27 protein-coding genes are annotated in these 26489 nt (G+C 65.5%); 11 read left to right on the top strand and 16 right to left on the bottom strand.

All coding sequences use genetic code 11. The annotated features are described in order from the left end of the window. The first annotated feature begins 207 nt into the window (after positions 1–207). The 5 genes from IVA79_RS33620 to IVA79_RS33600 all read left to right on the top strand — a co-directional run bounded on the left by IVA79_RS33620 (position 208) and on the right by IVA79_RS33600 (position 4542). Positions 208–729 (top strand): hypothetical protein, encoded by a 522-nt coding sequence (locus IVA79_RS33620; protein WP_247561387.1) that lies wholly within the window; start codon positions 208–210, stop codon positions 727–729. Positions 730–891: 162 nt separating this feature from the next. After that, positions 892–1086, top strand: coding sequence for a hypothetical protein (locus tag IVA79_RS33615; RefSeq protein ID WP_247561386.1), 195 nt, complete (start codon positions 892–894; stop codon positions 1084–1086). Positions 1087–1110: 24 nt separating this feature from the next. Further along, positions 1111–1701, top strand: a complete 591-nt coding sequence (locus IVA79_RS33610) for an SCO family protein (protein WP_247561385.1) — start codon at positions 1111–1113, stop codon at positions 1699–1701. 148 nt (positions 1702–1849) lie between these two features. Next, positions 1850–2785 carry a transporter substrate-binding domain-containing protein gene (locus tag IVA79_RS33605; RefSeq protein WP_247561535.1) on the top strand — a complete coding sequence of 312 codons (936 nt, stop codon included), beginning with the start codon at positions 1850–1852 and terminating at the stop codon, positions 2783–2785. 113 nt (positions 2786–2898) lie between these two features. Then, positions 2899–4542 (top strand): lysine--tRNA ligase, encoded by a 1644-nt coding sequence (locus IVA79_RS33600; RefSeq protein ID WP_247561534.1) that lies wholly within the window; start codon positions 2899–2901, stop codon positions 4540–4542. A 103-nt stretch (positions 4543–4645) separates the two neighbouring features. Here the strand turns inward: IVA79_RS33600 and IVA79_RS33595 are convergent, their stop codons facing one another. Both IVA79_RS33595 and IVA79_RS33590 read right to left on the bottom strand, forming a co-directional pair. Next, on the bottom strand, positions 4646–5398 hold the full coding sequence (locus IVA79_RS33595; protein WP_247561384.1) for a carbonic anhydrase family protein: 753 nt from the start codon (positions 5396–5398) through the stop codon (positions 4646–4648). 106 nt (positions 5399–5504) lie between these two features. Further along, positions 5505–6116: a TetR/AcrR family transcriptional regulator gene (locus IVA79_RS33590; RefSeq protein WP_247561383.1), complete on the bottom strand. Its 612-nt coding sequence runs from the start codon at positions 6114–6116 to the stop codon at positions 5505–5507. Positions 6117–6209: 93 nt separating this feature from the next. Here IVA79_RS33590 and IVA79_RS33585 point away from each other — a divergent pair, with 93 nt between their 5' ends. Both IVA79_RS33585 and IVA79_RS33580 read left to right on the top strand, forming a co-directional pair. After that, positions 6210–6668, top strand: a complete 459-nt coding sequence (locus tag IVA79_RS33585; protein WP_247561382.1) for an ester cyclase — start codon at positions 6210–6212, stop codon at positions 6666–6668. A gap of 45 nt (positions 6669–6713) precedes the next feature. After that, complete coding sequence (locus IVA79_RS33580; RefSeq protein ID WP_247561381.1) at positions 6714–7205, top strand: DUF3237 domain-containing protein; 492 nt, start codon at positions 6714–6716, stop codon at positions 7203–7205. A gap of 39 nt (positions 7206–7244) precedes the next feature. Here IVA79_RS33580 and IVA79_RS33575 read toward each other — a convergent pair whose 3' ends face one another. Then, a complete protein-coding gene (locus IVA79_RS33575) occupies positions 7245–7898 on the bottom strand; it encodes a helix-turn-helix transcriptional regulator (protein WP_247561379.1) in 654 nt (217 codons plus the stop codon). Positions 7899–8191: 293 nt separating this feature from the next. On the opposite strand from IVA79_RS33575, the gene IVA79_RS33570 reads away from it, so the two are divergent. Together IVA79_RS33570 and IVA79_RS33565 are read left to right on the top strand one after the other, a co-directional pair. Continuing rightward, positions 8192–8536, top strand: coding sequence for a DUF952 domain-containing protein (locus IVA79_RS33570; RefSeq protein WP_247561377.1), 345 nt, complete (start codon positions 8192–8194; stop codon positions 8534–8536). After that, complete coding sequence (locus tag IVA79_RS33565) at positions 8533–9630, top strand: quinone-dependent dihydroorotate dehydrogenase (protein ID WP_247561376.1); 1098 nt, start codon at positions 8533–8535, stop codon at positions 9628–9630. The genes IVA79_RS33570 and IVA79_RS33565 overlap by 4 nt, the downstream gene beginning before the upstream one ends. 151 nt (positions 9631–9781) lie before the next feature. Here IVA79_RS33565 and IVA79_RS33560 read toward each other — a convergent pair whose 3' ends face one another. From IVA79_RS33560 to IVA79_RS33540, 5 genes are all read right to left on the bottom strand, one after another. Then, positions 9782–11107 carry an MATE family efflux transporter gene (locus tag IVA79_RS33560; protein WP_247561367.1) on the bottom strand — a complete coding sequence of 442 codons (1326 nt, stop codon included), beginning with the start codon at positions 11105–11107 and terminating at the stop codon, positions 9782–9784. Between the two features lies 1 nt (position 11108). Next, complete coding sequence (locus IVA79_RS33555) at positions 11109–11843, bottom strand: MBL fold metallo-hydrolase (protein WP_247561362.1); 735 nt, start codon at positions 11841–11843, stop codon at positions 11109–11111. Between the two features lie 18 nt (positions 11844–11861). Beyond that, positions 11862–12167: a DUF6460 domain-containing protein gene (locus tag IVA79_RS33550; RefSeq protein WP_247561361.1), complete on the bottom strand. Its 306-nt coding sequence runs from the start codon at positions 12165–12167 to the stop codon at positions 11862–11864. 303 nt (positions 12168–12470) lie between these two features. After that, a complete protein-coding gene (locus IVA79_RS33545) occupies positions 12471–14132 on the bottom strand; it encodes an ATP-dependent DNA ligase (RefSeq protein WP_247561359.1) in 1662 nt (553 codons plus the stop codon). After that, positions 14129–15166, bottom strand: a complete 1038-nt coding sequence (locus IVA79_RS33540) for a ligase-associated DNA damage response exonuclease (RefSeq protein ID WP_247561533.1) — start codon at positions 15164–15166, stop codon at positions 14129–14131. The genes IVA79_RS33545 and IVA79_RS33540 overlap by 4 nt, the downstream gene beginning before the upstream one ends. Before the next feature lie 63 nt (positions 15167–15229). Between IVA79_RS33540 and IVA79_RS33535 the strand changes: the two genes are divergently transcribed. Beyond that, positions 15230–16156, top strand: a complete 927-nt coding sequence (locus IVA79_RS33535; protein ID WP_247561357.1) for a methyltransferase domain-containing protein — start codon at positions 15230–15232, stop codon at positions 16154–16156. 199 nt (positions 16157–16355) lie between these two features. After that, on the top strand, positions 16356–17585 hold the full coding sequence (locus tag IVA79_RS33530) for an ABC transporter substrate-binding protein (RefSeq protein WP_247561355.1): 1230 nt from the start codon (positions 16356–16358) through the stop codon (positions 17583–17585). 166 nt (positions 17586–17751) lie between these two features. Here IVA79_RS33530 and IVA79_RS33525 read toward each other — a convergent pair whose 3' ends face one another. From IVA79_RS33525 to IVA79_RS33490, 8 genes are all read right to left on the bottom strand, one after another. Further along, a complete protein-coding gene (locus IVA79_RS33525; RefSeq protein WP_247561353.1) occupies positions 17752–18591 on the bottom strand; it encodes an amidohydrolase family protein in 840 nt (279 codons plus the stop codon). A gap of 3 nt (positions 18592–18594) precedes the next feature. Beyond that, positions 18595–19572, bottom strand: a complete 978-nt coding sequence (locus IVA79_RS33520; RefSeq protein ID WP_247561352.1) for an aldo/keto reductase — start codon at positions 19570–19572, stop codon at positions 18595–18597. Between the two features lie 100 nt (positions 19573–19672). Then, entirely contained in the window at positions 19673–20605 is a 933-nt protein-coding gene (locus IVA79_RS33515) for a sugar-binding protein (protein WP_247561350.1), read from the bottom strand. A gap of 94 nt (positions 20606–20699) precedes the next feature. Continuing rightward, positions 20700–21782, bottom strand: a complete 1083-nt coding sequence (locus tag IVA79_RS33510) for an ABC transporter permease (protein ID WP_247561349.1) — start codon at positions 21780–21782, stop codon at positions 20700–20702. After that, on the bottom strand, positions 21782–22540 hold the full coding sequence (locus tag IVA79_RS33505) for an ATP-binding cassette domain-containing protein (protein ID WP_247561341.1): 759 nt from the start codon (positions 22538–22540) through the stop codon (positions 21782–21784). The genes IVA79_RS33510 and IVA79_RS33505 overlap by 1 nt, the downstream gene beginning before the upstream one ends. 13 nt (positions 22541–22553) lie before the next feature. Continuing rightward, on the bottom strand, positions 22554–23876 hold the full coding sequence (gene xylA, locus IVA79_RS33500; RefSeq protein ID WP_247561340.1) for a xylose isomerase: 1323 nt from the start codon (positions 23874–23876) through the stop codon (positions 22554–22556). Beyond that, the gene (gene xylB, locus IVA79_RS33495) at positions 23877–25331 is read right to left on the bottom strand and encodes a xylulokinase (protein ID WP_247561337.1); all 1455 of its coding nucleotides are present in this window, start codon (positions 25329–25331) and stop codon (positions 23877–23879) included. 81 nt (positions 25332–25412) lie between these two features. After that, positions 25413–26456 carry a LacI family DNA-binding transcriptional regulator gene (locus IVA79_RS33490; protein WP_247561336.1) on the bottom strand — a complete coding sequence of 348 codons (1044 nt, stop codon included), beginning with the start codon at positions 26454–26456 and terminating at the stop codon, positions 25413–25415. Positions 26457–26489 lie beyond the last annotated feature (33 nt).

Below are 26489 nucleotides of genomic sequence, written 5' to 3'. Positions count from 1 at the left end.
AACTGAGATCAAGGGTGTGGCGCGCAAGACATCGTTAACTTGTTCCACTTTGGGATAGAGACCCAGCGAGTGCAGCGCGGACGCAACACTGGATTTGAATTTGTTTTGAGCGAGCCGGCCTGCCTAGACAAAACCTTGGTTACGACGGACGCTAGCCGTGCATCACCACCTGACACGCAGATTCGAATTCGACCGGGGCGGGGGCCAATGAAGTTTCTGACGGGGTTGCTTGCGGCGGTTCTGCTGATCGCTGGCATGGGGGCGTCTCACGCGGTGGTTCGGATCGCGGATGACCGCGGCGGCCGGATCGGAACTTACGTCGACAGGTACCAGGACCTGCGTCAGTCGGGCGAAACCGTCATCATCGACGGCCTCTGCGCCTCGGCCTGCACCATCGTCCTCGGCGCCATCCCGCATGACCGCATCTGCGTGACCTCGAGCGCAACGCTCGGCTTCCACGCGGCCTGGGATTTCGGCAGCAATGGCCGCGCCGTCACCAATACCGAGGCGACCCAGATGCTCTATGCGATGTACCCATCGCAGGTGAGGCGCTGGATCAACCAGCGTGGCGGCCTCACGCCGCATATGCTGTTCCTGAGGGGCAAGCAGCTCCAGGCCATGTACAAGCCCTGCTACCTGGACGCCCAGGCCTCGGCTATCAAGCCGTCGCGCCGGTCCCTCCCGCAAGCGGACCGGCTGGAATCCGCCCGGGGCCAGCTCCTGCACTGACGTTCTCGGCCTGATTGGACTCGCCCTGATTGGATGTTCTGGCCCGCTGGCGGCGCCTTGCCCGCTGGCGGCGCCTTAACCCGCTGGCGGCGCCTTGCCCGCCCGCGGGCCAACGCTTATTTGAGAGCTTGGGAACCGGGGCCTTCGCCCCCGATCATTGTCATGGCTCAACCGCTGCACCCGACGCATCCGTTACAGGACAATTCGTCCACTGCCGGCCGGACGCCGTCCGTGCTGCTGTGGGCGGGCGTGGCGATCGGTGGATTGCTCGTGCTCGGCGCGCTGGCGCTGTGGTTCCACTACGGCACCCAGATGTTCTTCGAAATGATCAGGACCGGTTTCGCCGCCTGCTTCTGATCCGCGACAGGAAGTTGTCCGCCCATGAGTTCCGCCGCCCGTCCGCTGGTGATCGCGACCGCCTTCGCCGCAAGTCTCGTTGTCGGGCTCCTGATCATGTTCTGGGCCATGGGCGGGGTCAGCAAGGTGGCGCAACCGGCCGCGATCGGCGGCCCGTTCCAGCTGACCGACCAGAACGGCAAGGCCGTCACCGACAAGAGCCTGAAGGGCAAGCCGACCCTGATCTTCTTCGGCTACACCCATTGCCCCGACGTCTGCCCGACCTCGCTGTTCGAGATCTCGGAAGTGCTGCGGGCGATGGGCAAGGATGCCGACAAGGTCAATGCCATCTTCATCTCGGTCGATCCGGAGCGCGATACGCCGGCGACCATAAAGGAGTATCTGTCGAGCTTCGATCCGCACCTCGCGGGCCTGTCCGGCGATCCCGCCGAGACCGCCAAGGTCATCACCTCCTACCGGGTCTACGCCAAGAAGGTCCCGACCAAGGACGGCGACTACACCATGGACCACACCGCGCTGGTCTATCTGATGGATCGCGAGGGGAGGTTCGTCTCGCCGTTCAATCTGAAGCGGACGCCGGAAGAGGCGGCGGCGGATTTGAAGAAGTATCTCTGAGTCCGATTTAGGCGCAGTGCTTCCCATATCGTCATGGCCGGGCATGACGGCGGAGAGACCTTCACCAGCCCATAATCCGCGTTCGCGTTCCCGGCGGGATGGTCTATAAGGCCCTCCGATCTCAATGAAATTCGTTCATTTCCGGCCGATGGCTCCAGCGCACCAGGCGAAATCGTCCAAATCTGCCCGTAGCTTGCTGACGGCGCTGGTCGTCGGCACTTGCCTGTTCGCAGGCCTGTCCGGGGCCAAGGCTCAGGCTCCCGCCAAGCGGCCTCCGGCGGCACCTCAGGCCACGCCGCAGGTCGCGCCCCAGGCCGCCCCGCAGGCCGTACCCGGCTTCTGGGATCCGCGGCGGCGGCCGGAGCGGCCGGACCTGTCGCGCCTGACCGTGATCCGCTTCCTGACCGAGACCGACTATCCGCCGTTCAACTATACCGGCGCTGACGGCAACCCGGCCGGCTTCAACGTCGATCTCGCCCGTAGCCTGTGCGAGGAGATCAAGGTCACCTGCACCGTGCAGATGCGCCGCTTCGAGACGCTGGTCGACGCGCTCTCCTCCAACCGCGGCGATGCCATCATCGCCTCGATGGCGGTGAGCCCGCAGCTGCGCGCCCGCGTCGATTTCACCGATCCCTACTATCGCGTGCCGGCGCGCTTCGCCTCGCGCAAGGACGCGGTGATGCCGGAAATCCGGCCCGAATATCTCGAGGGCAAGAAGGTCGGAATCATCGCCGGCTCCGCGCACGAGGCCTATCTCAAGGCCATGTTCACCGACGCCGAGCTGCATCCCTATCCCAACGACGATGCGATGCGCGCCGCCTTGCGCAAGGGCGAGGTTGATTTCATCTTCGGCGACGCCATCTCGCTGGCGTTCTGGATCAACGGCACCGATTCCGGCGATTGCTGTGCCTTCTCCGGCGGCCCCTTCGTCGAGAGCCGCTTCTTCGGCGAAGGCATCGGCATCGCCGTGCGAAAGGGCAACGACGTGCTGCGCCAGGCCCTGAACTGGGCCCTGTTCCGCCTCTGGGAAAAGGGACGCTACACCGATCTGTGGCTGCGGTATTTCTCGGTGAGCCCGTTCTAATCATTCAATCCCGCTCATTCCGGGGCGCGCGAAGCGTGAACCCGGAATGACGATCAACGCTTTTGCATTCTGCCCGGAAATCGCTATTTTCCGCGGCCCGGAGGCCCTTCTTGATGTCCGTTATCGATCCCAGCATGAGCCCGAGCGATCTGCGTGCGCTCGCCGAACAATCCAACGCCTGGCCGTTCGAGCAGGCGAAGGCCATTGTCGCGCGGCTGAAGAAGAGCCAGAAGGACGAGGTGCTGTTCGAGACCGGTTACGGGCCGTCAGGCCTGCCGCATATCGGCACCTTCGGCGAGGTCGCGCGCACCTCGATGGTGCGGCACGCGTTCCGCGTGCTGACCGAGGACAAGATCAAGACACGCCTGCTCGCCTTCTCCGACGACATGGACGGGTTTCGGAAAGTGCCCGACAACGTCCCCAACAAGGAGATGCTGGCCGCGCATCTCGGCAAGCCGCTGACGCGGGTGCCGGATCCGTTCTCAAACGAATATCCCTCGTTCGGGCACCACAACAATGCGCGCCTACGCGCCTTCCTCGATCATTTCGGCTTCGACTACGAGTTCGCGAGCTCGACCGACTACTACACATCCGGCCGCTTCGACGCGACGCTGCTCAAGATGCTCGCCGCCTACGACAAGGTGATGGCGATCATCCTGCCGACGCTCGGCCCCGATCGCCGCGCCACCTATTCGCCGTTCCTCCCGATCAGCAAGACGACGGGTGTCGTGCTGCAGGTGCCGATGATCCGCCGAGATGTCGCGGCAGGCACGGTGACCTATGTCGACCCTGACACGAACCAGGAGGTCGAGACGCCAGTCACCGGCGGCAACGTGAAGTGCCAGTGGAAGGCCGACTGGGCGATGCGCTGGGTCGCGCTCGGCGTCGACTACGAGATGGCCGGCAAGGACCTGATCGATTCCGTGAAGCTGTCCGGTGCGATCGCCAGGGCGCTCGGCGCCACGCCGCCCGAAGGCTTCAACTACGAGCTCTTCCTCGACGAGCAGGGCCAGAAGATCTCGAAGTCCAAGGGCAACGGCCTGACCATCGACGAATGGCTGCGCTACGCCTCGCCGGAATCGCTGTCGCTGTTCATGTATCGCGAGCCGAAGGCGGCCAAGCGGCTCTATTTCGACGTCATCCCGCGCAACGTCGACGACTACCAGCAGTTCATCGACGGCTTCGCCAAGCAGGACGGCAAGCAGCAGCTCGGCAATCCGGTCTGGCACATCCACAACGGCCATCCGCCGAAGGGCGACATGCCCGTCACCTTCCAGCTGCTGCTGACGCTGGTGTCGTCGTCGAACGCGGAGAATGCCGAGACGCTGTGGGGCTTCATCGGCCGCTATCGTCCCGGCGTGAGCCCGCAGACGCATCCCAAGCTCGATGCCATGGTCGGCTACGCCATCAATTACTATCGCGACTTCGTCGCGCCGACGAAGCAATTCCGCGAACCCACCGAGACCGAGCGCGCCGCACTTCAGGATCTGCGCGATGCGCTGTCACAGCTGGCGCCGGACGCGTCGGCCGAGGACATCCAGAACGTCGTCTACGAGATCGGCCGCCGCGAGCCGTTCCTCGATCAGGTCAAGAAGGGCAAGGATGGCCGTCCCGGCGTCACGCTGGACTGGTTCAACATGCTCTACCAGGTCCTGCTCGGCCAGGAGAAGGGCCCGCGCTTCGGCTCTTTCGTCGCGGTGTACGGCGTGCAGAACGCGGTGAACATGATCGACGGTGCGCTGGCGCGGAGTGCATAGACCAGCAGAAAATGCGTAGCCCGGATGAGCGCAGCGATATCCGGGGTGCCTCAACAGCGGTCCCGGATGTCGCTTCGCTCATCCGGGCTACGAGACTCCCCGCTCAGATCGAGCGCAGCACGTAACGCCGGTTATCCTTCTGCACCGGGCGTGCATTCATCGGATAGAGCTTTGCGAAGGCGGCGACATCCATGGCCGAGACCTGAATCGGGTCGGTCAGCAGCAGCCATTCCACCACCTCCGAGCAGGGCGGCGTCGTCAGCGAGCCGGGATAGCGGAAATAGCTGAGCCTTTGCGGCAGCATCGCGTGCGGATCGATGGTCGCATCCGCCTTCACCGCGGGGCCTTCCGCCGCCGGCATGGTCTTGACGATCTTGCCGAAGGCCGCGTTCGGCCTGCCTTCGGCCATCAGCACGCCGACCACGGCGAGCCCGCCGGCCTCGTTGCGATGGACGAAATGCGCCTCCATCGGAAAATTCTTGCCGCCGATCATGTGCTCGCTCGGCCGGTGGAAGTGCACCTGAAGCAGCTTGTACTTGACGTTGCCGAGCATGAGCGTGCTGCCCTCGGCGAAGTTGAGCTGGATCGTATGCCCGTTGTTGACGATGGTGTCGGCGCTCTTGCCCCAGTTCAGCTTCAGAACCGGCAATTGCGACTTGATCGCCCCCTCGATGTCGATCGGGGATTGCTGCAGCCCGATACCGCAGGCCTTGTTGGCCGCGTCGAGATCGCCCCATTTGGCCGGGCCGCCGGCGCCCTCGTAGCTCCAATGCACGCCCTCGGCGGCGAAGGCCGGCTTGCAGAGCGGACAGAGCGCAAGACCCGCCAGGGCCTTCAATGCGTGACGGCGATTCATCGTATCCCCCTAAGACAAACTGGATCGGCACTATCGGCCGCAACCTATGCGAGAGGGCCGGTGAGTCGCAATGGCGATCGGGGGCGATCGCCAGCTCGAGGCAGGTTCACGCCTTCTGGCGGAATGTCTCAAGCACGGCCGCGACGATTTTCTGTCCGTTTCTGCGCAGCTTCTTGGAATCGTCCGCGTAGGGGAGCAACAGCCCGATCTTGCAGATCATGGCGTCGATCATCCGGCTCAGCAGATCGACATCGTCCGCGTTCAATTCGCCGTCGCGCTTCAGGGCCCGCAGCGTCGCGATCAGCAGCGCGGTCGGATAGGTCTCCTCGATCTCGCGATAGCGCGGCTCGCCGAGCACGGCCTGCGCCTCCTGGATGACGATGCGCGCATAGTCCGGCTCTTCGCAGGCATCGAGATAGGCGTCGATGCCGGCGCTGAGACGATCCCAGATCTTGCGCTCGCCCCGTGCCGCGGCCTCGATTCTGGCGGCGGCCTCTTGCTGCATGGCGACCACTACGGCGTCGAACAGTGCCTTCTTGTCCTCGAAGTGATGGTAGAACGCGCCGCGCGTGACCCGCGCCGCCCGCGAGATCGCCTCCATGCCGGCCGCCTGAAATCCATGGGCCGCAAACGCTTGGCGGCCAGCATCGAGCAGCGCCTGCCTGGTGGCCTCGCTGTACTCTTCCCGACGGCTCTTTGGAGGATCCTTCGCCCGCATCGCGCGCAACCTAATGCTTGACGCGCAGGTATCAAACGGCATATAACATACACGATGTATGTCTTAAACACGTAGAATGTCATGAGGTAACCCATGGACGGCAAGCGCATGTTCGAGCTGGCGGAAAGGCTGGCGATCGCGAAGAGCCGGCAGGATGTCGCTGCCGCGCTGGAGGTCTTGCATCCCGACATGGTGCTGGAGACGCCGGCCTTCGGCACGAGAGCGCAGGGTCTTGCCGAAAACGAGCGCATCCTGACGCGCTTCTTCAAGTCCTTCCCGGACTATCACGTGACGCTCGATGGCCACGCCTGGTCCGACGGCACGCTGGTCTGCTGGGGTACCGCCCGGATGACAATGACGGGCGATCGCTTCGGCGTCGTGCCGAACGGCCGTCGCGCCGAGCTGCCGGTGTTCATCACCTTTGGCTTTCGCGACGACAAAATCGTCCACGAGCGCTTCGTCTTCGATCTCTCCGAGCTCTGCGCCCAATCCGGGGTCTCGACCGATGCGGTCAGGCGCAAGCTGTTCGGCGACGCCGCGCAGGCGGCATAGATCGCCGACAGCATTTCCATCCACGGCATCAAGGAGAGCTAGAACATGGCCGATCCACGCGTGAAGTCCGCCGGCGACCTTGCGACCCGGCACCTGTTCGACATCGTCGTCGATCTCGATCCGCGCCTCAATTTCGGCGCGGGGCCCGTCGGGCAGCGCGTGTTGTTCGGCGCAGCCAAGGGTTCGTTCGAGGGCCCGCGCCTGCGCGGCGAAGTGCTGCGGGGCGGCGGCGACTGGGCATTGTTTCGCGCCGACGGCGCCATGACGCTCGATGTCCGGCTGTCGCTGCGCACGCACGACGGCGAGCTGATTTATATGACCTATGGCGGGCGCTGGGTGACGCCGCAGCATTTGCGCGCCGAGATGGCGGATCCCGCGCACCGCACCCAGGTCGATCCCGCCGGATATTACTTCCGCACCAATCCGCTGTTCGAAACCGGCTCGCAAACCTATGCCTGGCTCAATGACATCGTCTGCGTCGGCAAGGGTTATCTTGTTGAGGGCGCTGTCGCCTATAAGATCTTCGAAGTGCTGTGAAACGCAACGGAAGTCTCCTGACCGGAACTGTCTCCGCAATCACTGGCTCGCCCAGACGATCCGTGCGATCCAGGCGAGGTCGCCCACCTGGATCGTCCGTGCCGCTTGCGAGGCATCGAGCGGCTGCAGGTCCAATGCCTTCGCCGTGCGGCGCTTCAGCGTCGCGATCGTCACCTCGTCCGTCCTCGTCTTCACCACGACGCGATCGCCCTTGCGGATCGGCGTGCCCGGCGAGACCAGAATGATGTCGCCGTCGCGATAGGCCGGCAGCAGCGCATCGCCGGAAATCTCCAGCGCAAAAGCGTGGCCATCGCCGGCAGTGGGAAGCGCGATTTCGGTCCAGCCCTTGCCGGCGGGAAGGCCGGACTCGTCGAAAGCGCCGCTCGCGGCGGCCAGCGCGAAGCCGAGCAGCGGTATCGAGCGGCCGTCGCCGGCGTCATCGTCGATCAACCTCGCAAAACTCTCGATCGAGGCGTCGGCCGCCGCCAGTGCCTTCGCGATCGATTCGGTCGAGGGCCAGCGCTCGCGGCCGCCAGAGGTGACGCGCTTGGACCTGTTGAAGGTGGTGGGATCGAGCCCGGCGCGCTTGGCAAGGCCGGACGGCGACAGGCCGGCGCGCGCCGCCAGCCGATCCAGCGCGACCCAGATCTGGTCGTGAGTCAGTATCCTCTGCGCTTTGGCCTGTCTGACCATGGAAGGTCCAGCCCGTCGCAACTCAGGAAAACTGTCCTCAAATCAACCGGTTTTCCGGTTTTCGCGCAAGAGGCGGCGAGAGAGGCGCTTTCAACCAAGGCGGACACCGGTTCGTGTGCAGAAAACGCGTCAAAACGGAAATTTGGAGCCTCGTTCCGATTTCATCGGCACGGAATAGGCTCTAAGTCTTGAGTTCGGAAGGGGCGGCCTTTACGGTCGCGCCCGGGTTTTCAGGACCCGCAATACACGAAAAAACCCAAAAGACTCAAAGAGCAAACGGGGCTGCGGTAGCGGTGGTCAAGATCTACAAAATCTGTCCGGCCTCGGCCTGGCGCGAGGCGGAACGGCAGGGTGTCTACCTCGGCAGCGCGGACGATGCGCGCGACGGTTTCATCCATTTCTCGACCGCGGCGCAGGTTCCCGAGACCCTCCGCAAGCACTATTTCGGGCAGCGCGCGCTGTTCCTGGTCGAGGTCGACGGCGACGCGCTCGGCAGCGAACTGCGCTGGGAGCGCGCGCGCAATGACGAGCTGTTTCCGCATCTCTACGGCGAGCTCGATCTCGGCGCCGTGATCGCGGTGATAAATCTCAACACCCATTCCGACGGCAGCCACGACGTTCCGGAGCTTGCCCCGTGATTCGCGCTTTCGACGCCTTTTCGCTGCCGGTGCTGCGCTGGCTCGATCCGGAAGACGCGCATCGCCTGGCGATCCAGGGCCTGCGCTTCCTGCCGCCGATCAAGCCGCGCGCTGACGATCCCAAGCTCGCGATGCGCGCCTTCGGGCTCAACTTTCCCAATCCGATCGGCATGGCCGCGGGCTTCGACAAGAGCGCGGAGGTGCCGGACGCGTTGCTGCGGCTCGGCTTCGGCTTCGTCGAGATCGGCTCGGTGACGCCGAAGCCGCAAGCTGGCAATCCGCGACCGCGGCTGTTCCGGCTCGAGCGCGACGAAGCGATCATCAACCGCATGGGTTTCAACAATGACGGCGCCGATGTCGCGTTGCGCCGGCTAGCTGCGCGCGCGCAGCACGGCGGCATCGTCGGCGTCAATGTCGGCGCCAACAAGGATTCGCCGGACCGCGTCGGCGACTACGTCAAGCTGATCGAGACCTTCGCGCCGGTCGCGAGCTATTTCACCGTCAATGTCTCCTCGCCGAACACGCCCGGCCTGCGCAATCTGCAGGAAGGCGCGCTGCTCGACGATCTCCTCGCGCGCGTGATCGACGCCCGCGAACGCGTGCGCCAGAAGGCCGGCGACACGCCGGTGCTGCTCAAGATCGCGCCGGATTTGAGCCTTGCCCAGCTCGACGACGTCGTGCAGGTCGCGCGCTCGCGCCGGGTCGACGGCATGATCGTGTCGAACACGACGATCGCGCGGCCGAGCACGCTGCGGGCGGAGATGCGCGCCAGGGAGCAAGGCGGCCTGTCCGGCCGGCCGCTGTTCCGCCTGTCGACGCGCATGGTCGCGGAGACCTATGTGCGTGTCGAGGGAGCCTTCCCGCTGATCGGCGTCGGCGGCGTCGATTCCGGCGGCGCCGCGCTGACGAAAATCCGCGCCGGCGCCAGCCTGATCCAGCTCTATTCATCGCTGGTCTACAAGGGCCTCGGTCTCGTCGACGAGATCAAGCGCGATCTCACCTCGACGCTGCTCCGCACCGGGCGGGATTCGCTATCCGAGATCGTCGGCGCGGACGCTGCGACGCTGACGGCGGAAGACTGGCCGGGGATGTGAGGCGGTCGCGTGCCCCGGGCGCAGCGCAGCGCGCCATCTTCGGCGTGGTGCGCTGCAGAGCCGGGGCCCATGTGGCAGCGAATTCGAGGAGAGATGGGTCCCGGCTCAGCGCAGCAGCGTTTCACGCTGCAGCGCGTCCGGGACACGAAAGCTATGATTTGGCGAACGTCATCCTGAACTGCGCCGGATACCTTGCGGCCTGCAAGCCGCCGCGCGAGAGGTAGGAGGCCATCAGCGCCCACCACAGTCCGGCATTGCCGAACGATTGCAGCGCCCACCAGGTGCCGAGGAAGATCGCGAGCGAAGCCAGCATCAGATTGCGCATCTCGCGCGCCCAGGTCGCGCCGATATAGATGCCATCGAAGCCGAAGGCGAACACGGCGGGGATCGGCGCCAGCACGACGAAGGGGAGGAATTCGCGCGCGGCACGGCGGACGTCGTCACTCGCCGTCATGACATCGACCAGGGCCGGCCCGCACAGCGCGAACAGCACGGCGACGACGATGGCAAAGCCGAGCCCCCACAGCAGCACCAGCCGGGTCGAAGCGGCAAATCCCTTTGCATCGCGTGCGCCGAGGGTGCGGCCGCAGAGCTGCTGCGCCGCATTGGCGAGACCGTCGAGGAAGAAGGCGCTGACCAGCAGGAAGTTGTTGAGCACCGAATTGGCGGCCAGCGTGACGTCGCCGGCCTGCGCGCCCTTGGCGGTGAAGAACAGGAAGACAGCGATCAGGGCCGCGGTGCGGATCATGATGTCGGAATTCACCGCCAGCAGCCGCAACAGCTTGTCACGGTCGAGCAGCGTCCTGTACGGCACGGCGAAGCCGCCCTCGGCGTGATGACGGCAGACGATCACGCCGAGAACGAACCCGACCGCTTCTGACAACAGCGCTGAGATCGCGGCACCGGCGATGCCGGTGTCGTAGACCAGCACCAGCAGGATCGTCGCTGCCATGTTGACGAGGTTGATGACGACCTGAAGCAACAGGGCCGAATTGGCGCGGGCCTTTCCGATCAGCCAGCCGAGGACGACGTAATTGGCGAGCGCGAACGGCGACGACCAGATCCGTATCTGGAAGTAGGTCTTCGCGGCCCGCGTCACCCCCTCGCTGCCGCCCATGAGATCGAACAGCACAGCGGCCAGCGGCAATTGCAGCACGATCAGCGCGAGGCCGATCAGGCCGGCAACGATGAAGCCACGCGCCAGGATCGCGGCCGGCTCACGCACCTCGCCCGCGCCCAGCGATTGCGCGGTGAAGGCGAGCGTGCTCATGCGCAGGAAGCCGAACAACCAGAACAGGCAGTCGAAGATCACCGACGCGATCGCGACGCCGCCGAGCAGCGCGGCATCGTCCAGCCGTCCGATCGCCGTGGTCGAGACAATGCCGATCAGCGGCGTGGTGAGGTTCGCGACCATCGCGGGACCTGCGATGGCGAACACCTGGCGGGAGCCGATCTTGAGGGGAACGGGCGCGTGCATCTCAGAATACGAGGACCATGCCGTCTTCGGCGGCGAGATGCGAGATATCGTCGAGGCGCGACAGCATGTCGTCGCTCATATGGGTGAGGACGAGGCGTTTTGCGCCGATATCAGGCAGATGCTGTTCCAAGGTCTTCAGGCTGAGATGGTTCTTGACCACCTTCTCGTACATATAGGCTTCGGCGATGAAAAGGTCCGCGCCTTGCGCCAGCGGAATGAGCGTCTCCGTCCATTCGGTGTCGGCGCTGTAGGCGAGCGTGCGGCGCTCGGCCTCGACGCGGTAGGCGAGGAAAGGACCACCGGATTCGCCGTGCACCACCGGATAGGGCGTCACCGTCACCGCGCCGAAGGTCTTGCGTTGCTCGGGCGCGAGCTCGACGACCTCGAGCTCGAAGCGCTGCTTGGTCTTGGAGGAGTGCTCGAACAGCGCCTCCATCAATTGGGCAAGTCGCGCCTCGATCCCTTGCGGTCCCGCAATCGTCAGCGGCCGCGTCCGCCGCGAGAACTGCGCGTCGAGCAGCAGGAACGGCAGTCCGGCAAAATGGTCGCCGTGGAAATGCGTGATCAGGATCAGATCGATGTCGTCGCGCGCGATCTCGAGCCGCTTCAGCGCCGGCAGAGCCGACGCGCCGCAATCGATCAGGAAGTTGGCCTCGCGCCCCGAGACGTGGAAGCAGGTGTTGAGCCTGCCACCGGAACCAAAGGCGTCGCCGCAGCCGACGAAACGCAGTTGCATCGGCTGCGGACTCCCAACTTATCGGCCGCGCGGCGCGCCGAACACGCGCGAGAGCAGCCAGATCGGGATCACGATGACCGCGCCGAGCAGGAAGTAGCGCCACAGCCAGTTGATGGTATCGAAGCCGAGATCCCACAGGCGCTGGAACAGGAGGCGGATGCTGGTGAGAATGTTCCAGGGATCGAAGCCGATCGTCGCCAGCACGACGCCGACCAGGATCGAGAGCAGGACCAGGCGAAACGCGACCGCCAGCGGCGAGCCGCCGAGAAAGCGGTTCAGCCCGTCGCTACGGCTGGCCGGCAAATCTCTGACGTCTTGGACCATCTCAAACTCCTCAGGCGGATTCGACCCATTATAGGGCACGGCGAGGCACATGGGGAACCCGGATCGGTGCGTCAATCGGGTTACGGGAGTTTAATTCGGGCAAGCGCTTCCACTTTGTTTGGGCCCTCTGCCGGCCGCGAGCTCGGTCACCTCTCCCGCTTGCGGGAGAGGTCGCGCCGAAGGCGCGGGTGAGGGCTCTCGCCTCTTGGGGACTCTCACTGCGGAGACAGCCCTCTCCCCAACCCTCTCCCGCAAGCGGGAGAGGGAGTGCACTGCCTTCGAGGCGAGATCACGCCACATACCTCACACCTCCACCTCCGCCGGCTCCGCCTTCAGCATCCTTTCCAACGTCTCCAGCCGATCCGCCTCCTTCGGCGGCTTGTCCCAGCGCAGGCGGCTGATGCGGGGGAAGCGCATGGCGACGCCGGATTTGTGCCGCGGTGAGCGCTGCAGGCCCTCGAACGCCACCTCAAGCACAAGACCCTGGTCCGGCTCGTGCACGACATGGCGAACGGGGCCGAATTTTTCCGTGGTGTTGCGGCGGACGAAGCGGTCGATCTGCAAAAGCTCCTCGTCGGTGAAGCCGAAGTAGGCCTTGCCGACCGGCACCAGCTCGTCGCCGCCCTCGCCCGCGGTCCAGACGCCGAAGGTGTAGTCGGAGTAGTAGGACGAACGCTTGCCGTGGCCGCGCTGCGCATACATCAGCACGGCATCGATGATGTGCGGATCACGCTTCCACTTCCACCACTGGCCCTTCGGCCGCCCTGGCAGATAAGGCGCATCGCGCCGCTTCAGCATCACGCCCTCGACGGCATCGGCATCTTCGCCGGCGCCAGCACTCGCGGGATCCGCGCGCGCGGCCGTCAGCGCCTCCCAGCTTGCGAAGGGCACGGTGGGCGACAGATCGATGCGGGGATCGCTAAGCTTCTCGATGAAGGTCTCCAACCGCTCACGCCGCTCCACGAACGGCAATTCGCGCAGATCATTCTCGTCGTCGCCGAGCAGATCATAGGCGCGAAGGTGGATCGGAAACTCCTTGATCAGCTTGGGCGAGACGACCTTGCGGTTGAGCCGCTGCTGCAGGACGTTGAAGCTCTGCACGCGGCCTTCACGCAGGATCAAAAGCTCGCCATCGATCGCGCCGGGTAGGTGCAGCGACGGCACGAGGTCGGGAAAGCTCCCTGTGATGTCCTCGCCGGTGCGCGAATAGAGCCGCGCGGTGATGTGTCCGCGGTCGTCGCGCCCCGCCACCGCCTGCACGCGGATGCCATCCCATTTCCATTCGGCGATGTAGTCGGCGGGATCGAGCGCGGCAAAATCGGTGTCCTCGATCGCATGCGCCAGCATCACGGGGCGGAACGGCGCGGGATCGCGATTGACCGGCTTGTCGGCGCGACCTTCCAGCCAGGCGAACAGGTCGAGATAAGGTGGCGCAAGGCCCGGCCAGATCAGCTCGACCTCATGCGGGTCCTTGTCGCCGAGCGCGGCGGCCGCGGTCTTGGCGAGGCGCGCGGAGATCCCGATGCGAAGCGCGCCGGTGACGAGTTTTAGCAGCGCCCAGCGGCCGGTCTCATCCAGCTCGTCGAGCCAGCGCTCGAGCTGCTTCGGCAGCTCGGTCTTGCCGAGCGTGCGCAACGTGCTGACGACCTCGGTGAGGGATGGGGGCGGCGGATTATTATGGCCAGCCAGCGCGGCCCGCGGCCACATCAGCGCCACTGTCTCCGAGAGATCGCCGACATAGTCATAACTCAACCCAAACAACACCTCGTCCGTGCGCGCCGCAATGAGATCGCGGATCAGCGCAGGCTTGGCGTGCTTGAAGCTGAGCGCGCCGGTGAGCGCGGCCAGCGCATAGCCGCGGTCGGGGTCGCCGACCTCACGGAAATAGCCGGTGATCAGCCGCAGCTTGTTGTTGCGGCCGGGTTCATAAGCGAGGCGGTCCAGAAATTCGGCGAAGCGGTTCATGCTTCGGCCTCGCCAGCGATCGGCGCCTCGCTCTCCTCCTCGTCGCCATAACCGACGAGATCGAGCGGCTGTGCGCGCAGACCCTTGCTTCGGCACCAATGCACCAGCGCATCTTCCTGGCCGTGGGTGACCCAGATTTCGCCGGCGCCGGTCGCGCCGATCGTGGCGGTGAGGCCGTCCCAATCGGCGTGGTCGGAGATCACCAGCGGCAGCTCAACGCCGCGCTGCCGCGCCCGGGCGCGCACGCGCATCCAGCCCGAGGCGAACGCGGTGACGGGATCGGGAAAGCGCCGCGTCCACAGATCGGAGGTCGCTGAGGGCGGAGCCAGCGTGATGGTGCCGGCGAGCGCGGCCTTCTTGACGCCCTTCACCGGCCTGAGCTCGCCGAGCGCGATGCCGCGGCTCTGGTAGTAATGCGTGATCGTCTCCATCGCGCCATGCAGGTAGATCGGCGCGTCGTAGCCGGCCTGGCGCAGCAGCGCGATCACGCGCTGGGCCTTGCCGAGGGAGTAGGCACCGACCAGATGCGCGCGCTCGGGAAACAATGCGACAGAGGCCAGCAACTTCTTGACTTCGTCCGCGGCATCGCCATGCCGGAATACGGGGAGCCCGAACGTCGCTTCGGTGATGAAGACGTCGCAGCGCACCAGCTCGAATGGCGTGCAGGTCGGGTCGGGCGCGTCCTTGTAGTCACCGGAGGCGACGATGCAGGTATCCTTGCAGGTCACGGCGATCTGCGCCGAGCCCAGCACGTGGCCGGCCGGGTGAAACTTCACTTTGACGTCGCCGAGCCGGATCTCCTCGCCATAGCGGATGGCTTGCGTCGATCCGGCAAAGTTCTCGCCATAGCGCAGCCGCATCATGTCGAGCGTCTCCTGCGTCGCCAGCACCGCGCCGTGGCCGGCACGGGCATGGTCGGAATGGCCGTGGGTGATCACGGCCCGCTCGACCGGGCGGACGGGGTCGATATGGAATCCGCCGGGCTTGCAGCACAGGCCGGCGGCAGCTGGCAACAGGATGTCTTGCGGGCGCATGCCTGATATATAGGCCGCATTACCGTCTCTTCGAGCCATCCCGTCCTACGCTTCCTGGTTCCCATGCCCCTGCGCTTGTTCCTGACCTCCGGCGATCTCATGGCCGACCGCCGCTTCGAATTCGCGCGCGATCTCCAGCTCAAGGGCGACCTGCCCGCGGCCGCAGACCTGCTCGAGCAGGCGATCGAGCTCGCGCCTGACTTCACCTCGGCCTGGTTCACGCTCGGCGAGATCCGTCAGCAGCTCGGCGAGCGCGACAAGGCGATCGCGGCGTTTCGAGAGGCGCGCCGGTCCGATCCTGGCGATCAGCACGGCGCCGGCCTGCATCTGATGCGGCTCGGCGATGCCGAGATGACCGAGATGCCCAAAGCTTATGTGCAGGCGCTGTTCGACCAATACGCGCCGCGCTTCGAGCATACGCTGATCAACGATCTCGGCTACCGCGCGCCCGGCCTGATCTTCAAGGCGGTGCTGGCCGCGCGGGTCGCCGCGAAGAAGCCGGCCTATTTCAAGCGCGCCATCGATCTCGGCTGCGGCACCGGCCTTGCAGCCGCCGCCTTCGCCAAGCAGGTCGACCATTTCATCGGCATCGACCTGTCGCCCGGCATGATCAAGCAGGCGCGCGCCACGGGCCTCTATGCCGAGCTCGAAGTCGCCGACATGATCGTAGGCCTGCGCACCAAGGCGGAGACAAGCGCGAATCTCGTCGTCGCCGCGGATGCGTTCGTTTATCTGTCCGACCTCGCGCCGATCCTCAACGAAGCCAGGCGCGTGCTCGTATCAGGCGGCGTGCTCGCCTTCACGCTGGAAACGCATGACGGCACCGGAGTCGTTCTCGGCGAAGGCCTGCGTTATGCCCACTCCGCGGAATATGTGCGCGGCGCGCTCGCCAAGGCGGGCCTGAAGCTGCTGACGCTGGAGCCGGCCTCGCCGCGCAACGAGAACAACGAGCCGGTGCGCGGCCTCGTCGTCGTCGCCGAAAAAACTTGAGTCTAGGCGCTAAACGCGCGATTTGAGCGTCATTGCGTCGCAAAGCGGCGACTTCCCACTTGCGAGCCGAGCTGCGTTGCCAGCACAATGCGCGCGCTAAAGCGCGATCGCCATCGCGCTTTAGGTTGTCGTTTAAGCATGACCTTTTCGGAAGACCGCTGCGCACTTTTCCGGGTCATGCTTTAGGGAGAAAAAAATAATGACGAAGAATCCATCGCGGCGTGATTTCAGCGCCGCCGCGCTCGCCACCATCGCCGCATCCACTTTGCCCGCGCCCTATGTCTGGGCCGCGGAGAAGAAATACGATGCGGGCGCCAGCGACACCGAGATCAAGATCGGGCAGACCGTGCCGCATTCCGGCCCCGGCTCGCTCTACGGCGTGCTCGGGCGCATCGGCGAAGCTTATTTCCAGATGCTGAACGAGAAGGGCGGCATCAACGGACGCAAGATCAAGTTTCTCACCATGGACGATGCCTACAGCGCGCCGAAATGCGTCGAGGCGACGCGGCGCCTTGTCGAGCAGGAGGAAGTGCTGGCGCTGTACGGCTCGCTCGGCACCGCGCCGCAGACCGCCGTGCACAAATACCTGAACTCCAAGGGCGTGCCGCAGCTGCTGCTCAACACCGGTACCTCGAAGTGGAATAACCCGAAAGAGTTCAAATGGACGATGGCTGGCCTGCCGCTCTATCCGACCGAGGCACGCATTCTGGCGCGGCACGTCGTTGCCGTGAAGCCAAACGCGAAGATCGGCATCCTCTATCAGAACGACGATTTCGGCCGCGACTTCCTGGGGCCGTTCAAAAAGGTGCTGGCGGATGCCGGCGGCACCGCGCAGGTGATCATGGAGCAGACCTATGATCTCACCGAGCCGACCGTCGATTCCCAGCTCATCAATCTCTCGAAGTCGGGCGCCGACGTCTTCTACAACATCTCCACCGGCAAGGCGTCGTCGCAGTCGATCCGCAAAGTGGCCGAGCTCGGCTGGAAGCCGCTGCAATTGCTGTCGGCGGGCTCGACCGGCCGCTCCATCCTCAGCGCTGCGGGCCTGGAGAACGCCACCGGCATCGTCGCCATCCGCTACAACAAGGAAGTCGGCCTGCCGAAATGGGAGAAAGACCCCGACGTGATGGCATTCGAGGAATTGCGCAAGAAATACACGCCGGCCATCGACCCCGACAACACCATCGCCTTCGCCGGCTACGGCCAGGCGGTGACCATGGGCGAGATCCTGCGCCGCTGCGGCGACGATCTCACCCGCGCCAACGTGCTGAAGCAGGCCTCGAACCTCAAAGGCTTCCACTCGCCCTACTTCCTCGACGGCGTCACCTACAGCTACACGCCTGAGGACTACACGCCGATGAAGACGCTGTTCATCTCCACCTTCACCGGCAAGGACTGGGACATCTCCGACAAGCCGATGTCGGAGTAGATCTCCCTGCAGCCATCCTTCGAGACGCCCGCTTTAGGCGGGCTCCTCAGGATGAGGAACGGAGTGCGTGGCGGTCGCTCTCGCAGACACCCGTACCGCTTAGCCTCATCCTGAGGAGGCGCGTAAGCGCCGTCTCGAAGGACGAGGCGCGCGCTCAGGCGCTAACCTACAGCCGATACGCCCGCGTCGCATTCATACCAAAAGCCTTGTCCCGCATCTGCGGGCCAAGCCTCGCCAGGCAAGCCTCCAGCGCGGTCTTGATCTCGCCGTAGCTTCCCGCAAGCAGGCACACCGGCCAGTCCGAGCCGAAGATCAGCCTGTCCTCGCCAAAACATTCTGCGGCGTGCGCGACGAACGGAAACAGGCGCTCCGCATCCCAGTCATTCCAGACCGCTTCAGTCGCGAGCCCGGAGATCTTGCACCAGACATTGCCGCACGTCGCGAGCGCTTCGATGCGATCGGACCATTCGGCGCTGCCGCCGTCGGCGATCGGCGGCTTGGCCGCGTGGTCGAGCACGAAGCGCGCTTGCGGAAAGGCCTGTGCGGTTGCAATGGCGGCGGGCAGCTCGCGGCTGCGGACGAGAAAATCATAGGCGAGATCGTGCGCGAACACAGCGGTGAGACCGCGCTGGACATCCTCGCGGAGCAGCCAATCGGGATCGATCTCGTCATGCACCTGGTGGCGGATACCGACGAGCTTTACCCCGCCCGGCGAGCCGCGCAGCCGGTCGAGCGTGTCGTCGAGCGCGGCGTCCGTCAGGTCGACCCAGCCGACGACGCCAATCACTGACGGCGTGGCATGCGCGATGCGCAGAAATTCCTCGGTCTCTTCGAGCGAGGAGCGGCATTGCACCACGATGCTGGCGTCGATGCCGTTCGCCTTCAGTAGCGGCGCGAGATCGGCCGGACCGAAGGCGCGGCGGATCGGCGCGAGTTCAGGCGCGTCCATCCAGGGATAGTCGGCGCGCGCGGGATCCCAGAAGTGCTGATGGGCGTCGATGATCATGGCTTACGCCCCACCCGGCAGCGGCGCGCGCGCATCGACGAGGTTTCGCGCACGCAGCTCCTGCCAGAACGCCGTCGGCACGACCGTCTCCGACATCGCGATGTTGTCGGCGACCTCGGCGGCGTTGCGCGCGCCCATCACGGCGACCGTCACCGCCGGATGGCTTATGCAGAACTGCAGCGCAGCCGCTTTGAGCTCGGTGCCGTGCTTGCGGCAGAGCGCGTCGAGCTCGCGCGCGCGCGCAACCAGCGCCGCGTCGGCATCCTGATAGTTGAATTTCGCGCTCGTGTGCGGATTGGCCAGGATGCCGCTGTTGTAGATGCCGCCGAGCAGGATGCCGATGTTCTTGGCCGTGCAGAGCGGAAACAGCGCGTCCAGCGCACCCTGGTCGAGCAGCGTGTAGCGGCCGGCGAGCAGGAAGCAGTCGACCGGCACGGCCTCGGCAAAACGCGTCAACATCTCCGACTGGTTCATGCCGGCACCGATCGCCTTGGCCGTGCCGTCCTCGCGCAGCCGCTGCAGCGCACGGAAGGCACCAGCAACGGCCTCGTCATAGTGATCATCGGGATCGTGCACCAAGAGGACGTCGATGCGATCGAGCCCAAGGCGGGCAAGACTCTCCTCCACCGATCGCATCACACCGTCATGGCTGAAATCGAACACCGGCCGCTCACGCGGCGTGCTCTTGTAGTGCTCGTCCTCGGCAGCGTCGCCCTCCGGCGCACGCAGCAGGCGGCCGACCTTGGTCGAGATGACGAAGGAGTCGCGCTTCTGTTGCCGCAGGAAGGCCCCTAACCGCCGTTCGGCGAGGCCAAAGCCGTAGAGCGGCGCGGTATCGAAGAATCGCACCCCGAGCGACCAGGCGCGCGCAATCGTCGCCTCCGCATCGGCATCGCTGACGGGGCTGAACAATCCGCCGAGCGGCGCGGAGCCGAGCCCAATTGAGGTGACGTCAAGCGAGCCGAGTCGCGACCGTTTCATTCCCATAGCCTTCCGATTCCAACGATCCAAAGATCATCTCCCCCGCTCACGGAAACCGCAAGCGGGGGAGGCATGCAGGAACGCGGGGCTGGGGGCGCTCCTACTTCAACATCTGCGCGACGTTGTCCTTGGTCACGAGATCGAGGCCGGTGTAGACGATCTCCGGCACCTTCTCGCCCTTCTTGATGGCGAGCAGCGTGTCCATCGCCTTCTCGCCCATCTCGAATGGACGCTGGCCGACCAGCGCGTTGGCATAGCCGTCGCGCAAGAGCTCCAGCTGCATCTTCAGCGTATCGGCGACGACAAGCGTGAACTTGCCGGAATCGATGTCCTTCTTGTTCCTGCTCGCGAACGCCTTGAAGCCTTCGGGCGCGAACATCGGCCAACCGCCGATCGGAACGATGGCGGCGAGATCAGGCGTTGCGGTACGCATATCCGTCATCTGCTGGACCGCGAGCGCGGGATCGTCGTTGCAGAAGGTCGGGGAGCCCGCGACCTCGGCCCATTTCGAGCCCTTCAGCGCCTCGCGGACACCATCGACACGCTCGGCGAGGTTCTTGGCGCCAGGACCGCCCGAGACCATGGCGTATTTGCCACCGTCGGGGCGCATCTTCAACAACTGCTTGCCCAGCGCGACGCCGAACTCCTTGTTGTTGGTGCCGATATAGGCGATGCGCTTGGAGCCGGGCGCATCGGCATCGAAGGTGATGACGGGGATGCCTGCTGCCGTCGCCGCCTCGATCGACTTGGTCATGGCCGCGACGTCGGCAACCGAGATGGCGAGACCATCGACCTTCTGGGTGACGAAGTCCTGGATGATCTGCGCCTGCGTCGCCGGCTCGTGCTCGACCGGCCCCTTGTAGATGCACTCGATGTTGCCGAGCTCCTTGGCGCGCTTCAGGCAGCCGTCGCGCGCGAAGTCGAAGAACGGATTGTTCATCGCCTTGGGCACGATGACGAAACGGTAGTTCGCGGCGAATGCCGGCGTCGCCATCATCGCAACCGCGATGCCGGCAAGAAGAATCTTCCTCATTGTCTCCTCCACTCCTGTTTGGTGCCCGTCCTCTTGGAAACGACCGGGAAGCGGACAGGCGACACTTTTTTGCCCTCCCGGAACGACGTCAAATTCAGGTCATCCGCGAGCGGATGCGATCGACCAGCACGGCCAGGATGATGATCACGCCCACCAGCGTCTGTTGCCAGTAGGAGCTGACCTGGGCCAGCACGAGGCCGTTGCGGATCACTTCGAGCAGCACGCAGCCGACGATCGCTCCGAGCGGACCGCCGATGCCGCCGGCGAGATTGGCACCGCCGATCACGGCCGCCGCGATCACGTTGAGCTCGTAGGACGTCGCCATGTTGGCCGGCGCCGATCCGAGCCAGCCGGAGATGATGATGCCCTGGAGGCCCGCGGCCAGCGCGCAGATCACGTAGACCTCGATCTTCACCCGCACCACCGGGATGCCGGTCAGTTCGGCGGCCTTCTCGTTGCCGCCGAGCGCGAAAACGTGGCGGCCGAACGAGGTGTGATGCAGCACCACGGCCATCGTCAGCGCAAGGATCACGAGATAAATGAAAGGCACGGGCACGCCGAGCACGTCACCCGAGGTCGCTGCGTAGAAGTAATCGGCGTCCGGCCCGCCCGGGAAACTGCCGCGGCCGTTGGAGACGACATAGCCGAGCCCGCGCACGATCGAGAGCATGCCGAGCGTGGTGACGAAAGGCGACAGGCCGAGCACCGCGATGCAGAAGCCGTTGACGAGCCCGGCGATCAGCGCGACGCCGAGGCCGGCGAGGATCGAGACCAGCAGAATCAGCCCCGGCACATTGGCAACGACGGTCTTGCCGTCAGCCGCCATATGCACGAACAAGGCGCCTGCGGGCGAACCGGGCGCCGACAATTCGGTCATCACCATCGAGGTGATCATGGCGGAGAAGCACATCATCGACCCCACCGACAGGTCGATGCCGCCGGTGATGATCACGAAGGTGACGCCGAGCGTTGCGATGGCGATGAAGGAAAAGTTCTTCGCCACGTTCTGCATGTTGCCTTCGGTGAAGAAATACGGGCTGGCGAAATGCATGATCACCAGCAACAGCGCGAGCGCAAGCAGGACGTAGCCGGTCTGAGAGGCGAAGATGCCGCGCTGCCACCACTTGATCTGGCCGACATTGGAAAAGGTGATCGGGGATTCCATGGGCATGGCCATCACGCCGCCTCCTTCGCGCCGGTGATGAGGGCGGTGACTTCCTCAGGGGAAGTCTGGTGGATCGGCTTGTCGGCGCGCTTCTCGCCGCGGCGCATGACGACGACGCGATCGCACACCGCAAAAACGTCGGGCATGCGGTGCGAGATCAGCATCACCGCGACGCCCTGCTCCTTCAGCCGGTGGATCAGGCCGAGCACCTGCTCGACCTGGCGGACGGAGATCGCCGCCGTCGGCTCGTCCATCATCACCAGCCGCGCATTGGAGAGCCGGGTCCGCGCGATCGCGACCGCCTGGCGCTGGCCGCCGGACATCTGCTTGACGAGATCGTCGGGCCGTGTCTCCGAGCGCAGCTCGCCGAACAATTCGAGCGCACGCGCCGCCATCGCCTTGTGGTCGAGCAAGGCAATGGGACCGAATTTGCGCTTCAGCTCGCGGCCGAGAAACACGTTGGCCGCCGCCGTGAGATTGTCCGATAACGCGAGGTCCTGATAGACGACCTCGATGCCGACGGCGCGGGCATCGACCGGCCGGCTGAAATGGACGGGGTTGCCGGCAAAGCGGATATCGCCGTGGCTGGGACGGAAGTTGCCGGCGATGATCTTGACCAGCGTCGACTTGCCGGCGCCGTTGTCACCCATCAGGCCGACCACCTCGCCCGGCAGGACTTGCAGGTCGACGTCATGCAGCGCGCGGATCGCGCCGAACTCCTTGCCGATGCCGGTCAGTTCGAGGACCGGGGTCGAGTCAGCATTTGCCATCAGCGGCCTTTCCTCAGACATAACGGTTGACCAGCGATTCCAGATATTCCTGCCGGCCCGAGCGCGGTTGCGGGTCGAAGCCGGGCTCGAGCGCGCGGTCGGCGAGATCGGCGAGCGAACGCTGGCCGCCGAGAATGGCGCGGCCCTCTGGGCCGGCCCAGCCCTCGTAACGTTTTGCGAGCGGCGCGCTGAGCGCGCCGGCGTCGAGCATGTCGGCCGCGGCGAGGAAGGCGCGTGCGCAGGCATCCATCGAGCCGACATGGGCGTGAATCAGGTCGTCAGGGTCGATCGACTGACGGCGGATCTTGGCGTCGAAATTCAGCCCGCCCGTGGTGAAGCCGCCGCGGTTCAGGATCTCGTGAAACACCAGCGCCAGCTCCGGGACATTCATCGCGAACTGGTCGGTGTCCCAGCCGAGCAGATCGTCGCCGCGGTTGATGTCGAGCGAGCCGAACACGCCGAGCGCCTCGGCGAGCGCGACCTCGTGGTGGAAGGAATGGCCGGCAAGGATAGCGTGGTTCTGCTCGATGTTGAGCTTGACGTCTTTCAGGAGGTCGTAGCGCTCGAGGAACCCGTAGCAGGTGGCAACGTCGAAATCATATTGATGCTTGGTCGGCTCCTTCGGCTTCGGCTCGATCAGGATCGGCCCCTTGAAACCGATCTTGTGCTTGTGCTCGACCACCAGCGAGACGAAGCGGCCGAGCTGGTCGAGCTCGCGCTTGAGATCGGTGTTGAGCAGCGTCTCGTAGCCCTCGCGTCCGCCCCACAGCACGTAGTTCTGGCCGCCGAGCCGGTGCGTCACCTCCAGCGCGGCGCGGACCTGGCCGGCGGCATAGGTGAAGATCTCGGGGTCCGGATTGGTCGCTGCGCCCGCCATGTAGCGACGATGCGTGAACAGATTGGCGGTGCCCCAGAGCAGGCGGACTTTTGCCGCGGCCATCTTCTGCTCGAACAGATCGGCGATCGCATTGAGATTGGCGACGGACTCGGCGAGCGAAGCGCCTTCCGGCGCCGCATCGACGTCGTGGAAGGTGAAGAACGGCACGTCGAGCAGGCGAAACAGCTCGAAGGCGACATCGGCCTTGGCCCGGGCCTGCGCCAACGCGTCGCCGCCCTGGTGCCACGGCCTCAGGAACGTCTCGCCGCCGAAGGGATCGCCGCCCGGCCAGCAGAACGAATGCCAATAGCAGACCGCAAAGCGCAAATGATCCTCGAGCCTGCGGCCCTGGACCATGCGATCCCTGTCGTACCAGCGGAAAGCCGGCGCCTGTCCCGCGTCCTTGCCGGCAAAGGCGACGGGTGCACTTGCATCGAAGAATTTGACTGGCGCGTTCACTTAAAGAGTCTCCTTCAATGCGGGATAAAGCGCACGCCATCGCCGATAGGCCTCGTCATAGGCCGCAGCGACGGAGGTGCGGGGCGTGAAGCTCGCGAGCCGCCGCGGACGGGTGCAGACTTGCGCCGGATCCTCGCCCGTCGCAGCGAGCCGGCCGAGCCGGGAGGCGCCGAGGGCCGCCCCCACCTCGCCCTCCTCGACGCGGTGGACGGGAATGCCGAGCACATCGGCGCAGATCTGCGCCCATAGCGGCGAGCGCGAACCGCCGCCAACGAGATCGACCTCGGCAACAGGCCCGCTCGCCGCGCTCAACGCCGCCAGATTGTCACGCGCGGCAAAGGCGACGCCTTCGAGCACGGCCTGCACGATCTGCGTCCGCCCGGTCGCACCGCGCAGGCCGACAAAGGCGCCGCTCGCCGCGGCATCGTTGTGCGGCGTACGCTCGCCGTCGAGATAGGGCAGAAACTTGATCGGGCTCGGCCCGTCGACACGCTCGCCGAGTGGGGCCAGCAGGGCCGCGGCCGGTGTCTCCATCACACCGGACAGCCAGGCCAGCGAAGCGGCCGCCGACAGCATCACGCCCATCTGGTGCCAGAGGCCGGGCAGCGCGTGGCAGAAGGCATGCACGGCCTGGGCCGGCGCCGCCGCGAAGCGATCGGTGACACGGAACACGACGCCGGATGTGCCGAGCGACAGGAACGCATCGCCCGGAGCGATGGCGCCGAGCCCGATCGCGCTCGCAGCGTTGTCGCCGGCGCCGCCCGCGACCACGACGTTCTCAGCCATGCCCCAGCGTTGCGTGAATTCCGGCGCCAGCGCCGCGCTGACCGCGCTGCCCTCGACGAGGCGCGGCATGTGATGAAGGTCGAGCCCGGTCGCATGCAGCAGCAGGGCCGACCAGCGGCGCTGGCCGACGTCGAGCCAGAGCGTTCCGGCGGCATCGGACATGTCCTCGATCATCTCGCCGGTCAGGCGATAGCGGACATAGGCCTTCGGCAGCAACACTTTTGCCACGCGTGCGAAAATATCGGGCTCGTGCCGCGCGACCCAGAGCAGCTTCGGCGCGGTGAAACCGGGCATCGCCAGATTTCCGGCGATCGTATGCAGCGAGGGACAGCGCCGCTCCAGCGCCACGCATTCCGCCTGCGAGCGGCCGTCGTTCCAGAGGATCGCGGGACGCAGCGGCCGGCCGTCCTCGTCGAGCAGCGTCGCGCCGTGCATCTGGCCCGACAGGCCGATGCCGGCCACGTTCGCAACCTCGCGCGGATGACGGGCGGCGAGATCGTCGACCGCGCCGATCGCCGCATCGACCCAGGAATCGGGGTCCTGCTCGGACCACAGCGGCGCCGGATGCGACAGCGCGAGCTCGCGCGTTGCCGTCGCGACAATCGCGCCGGCTTCGCTCGCAAGCACCGCTTTCACACCGGATGTGCCGATGTCCAGTCCGAGATACAAATCGTCCTCCTCTTGACCCATTTCAATGCGCGATCTTGACGTCGCGCTCTCCGCCACGGCTCGTTCGATATCGACCTGCCGCTAAGGCAAATTGTCCCGCATCACGATGTCGATCCTGATCTTCTCCTGTTCACGCAGGATCGGCTCGCCGCGGGCGAGCGCGAGCAGCACGCGCACGGCGGCGCGCGCTTCGTGTCCGGGGTTCTGCGAGATCGCGGCATCCATCACGCCCTGCAGCAGCAGCCGGCGCGTCAGCACGGTGACGTCATGACCGACGAACACCACCTGCTTGTCGCGGCCCGCATCGCTCAACGCCTTGGCGACGCCTTGCGTGCCGGCGCCGACATTATAAAGGCCGACTATGTCGGCATGCCGGCCGAGCAGCCGCGCCAAAACCTGTTCCGAACGATCGTCCTCGTCGCGCCCTTCCAGCACCGGCAGCACGCTGAGACCGGGGAATTCCGCCCCCATCACCTGGTTGAAGCCGAAGATGCGCTCGGCATGGTCGCGCAGGCCCTGCGAGCCCGCGACGATCGCGACCTTGCCGGACCTCTGGCCGACCAGCCGCCCGACCAGCGCGCCGGCGGTGCGCCCGGCCGCGATGTTGTCGATGCCGACATAATGGTGGCGGCGTGACGACGGCACGTCCGAAACCAGCGTCACCACCTTGGTGCCGGCATCGACGAGATCGTTGATCGCGGCGCGCACGCTCGGATGATCCAGCGCCACGACGGCGATGCCGTCGCAATCGCCCGCCATCGCCTCCAGCGAGCCTGCGAGCACCGAGGGGTCGAACACGTCGGTTGTGACGATCTCGACGCTGAGCCGGCGCGCCGAGAGCCAGGCCGCCATCTCGCCGAGATAGGCCTCGATCTGCTGCATGAACGGGTTCGGCCCCGACGGCATCACGAAGGCAAAGCGGCGGGCGCGACCGCGGGCGAGCTCCGCGGCGGCGACGTGGGGCTGGAACGAATGGCGCTCGATCGCCGCCTTGACGCGCCGCACCGTATCGGGCCGTACGCCCGGCCGGTTATGCAAGACGCGGTCCACCGTCGCCAGGCTCACGCCCGCCTCGCGGGCGATATCCTTCAGCGTCAATGCGGTCGGGGTGAGCGTCTCGGCCATGGCTGAAGGCTAGCAGAGGTGTTTTGAGGTACG

This window comes from Bradyrhizobium sp. 138, assembly GCF_023074075.1.
Lineage (GTDB): Bacteria > Pseudomonadota > Alphaproteobacteria > Rhizobiales > Xanthobacteraceae > Bradyrhizobium.
Note: the sequence above shows the minus strand (reverse complement) of the source record. Positions and strands in the feature narration are given on the sequence as shown.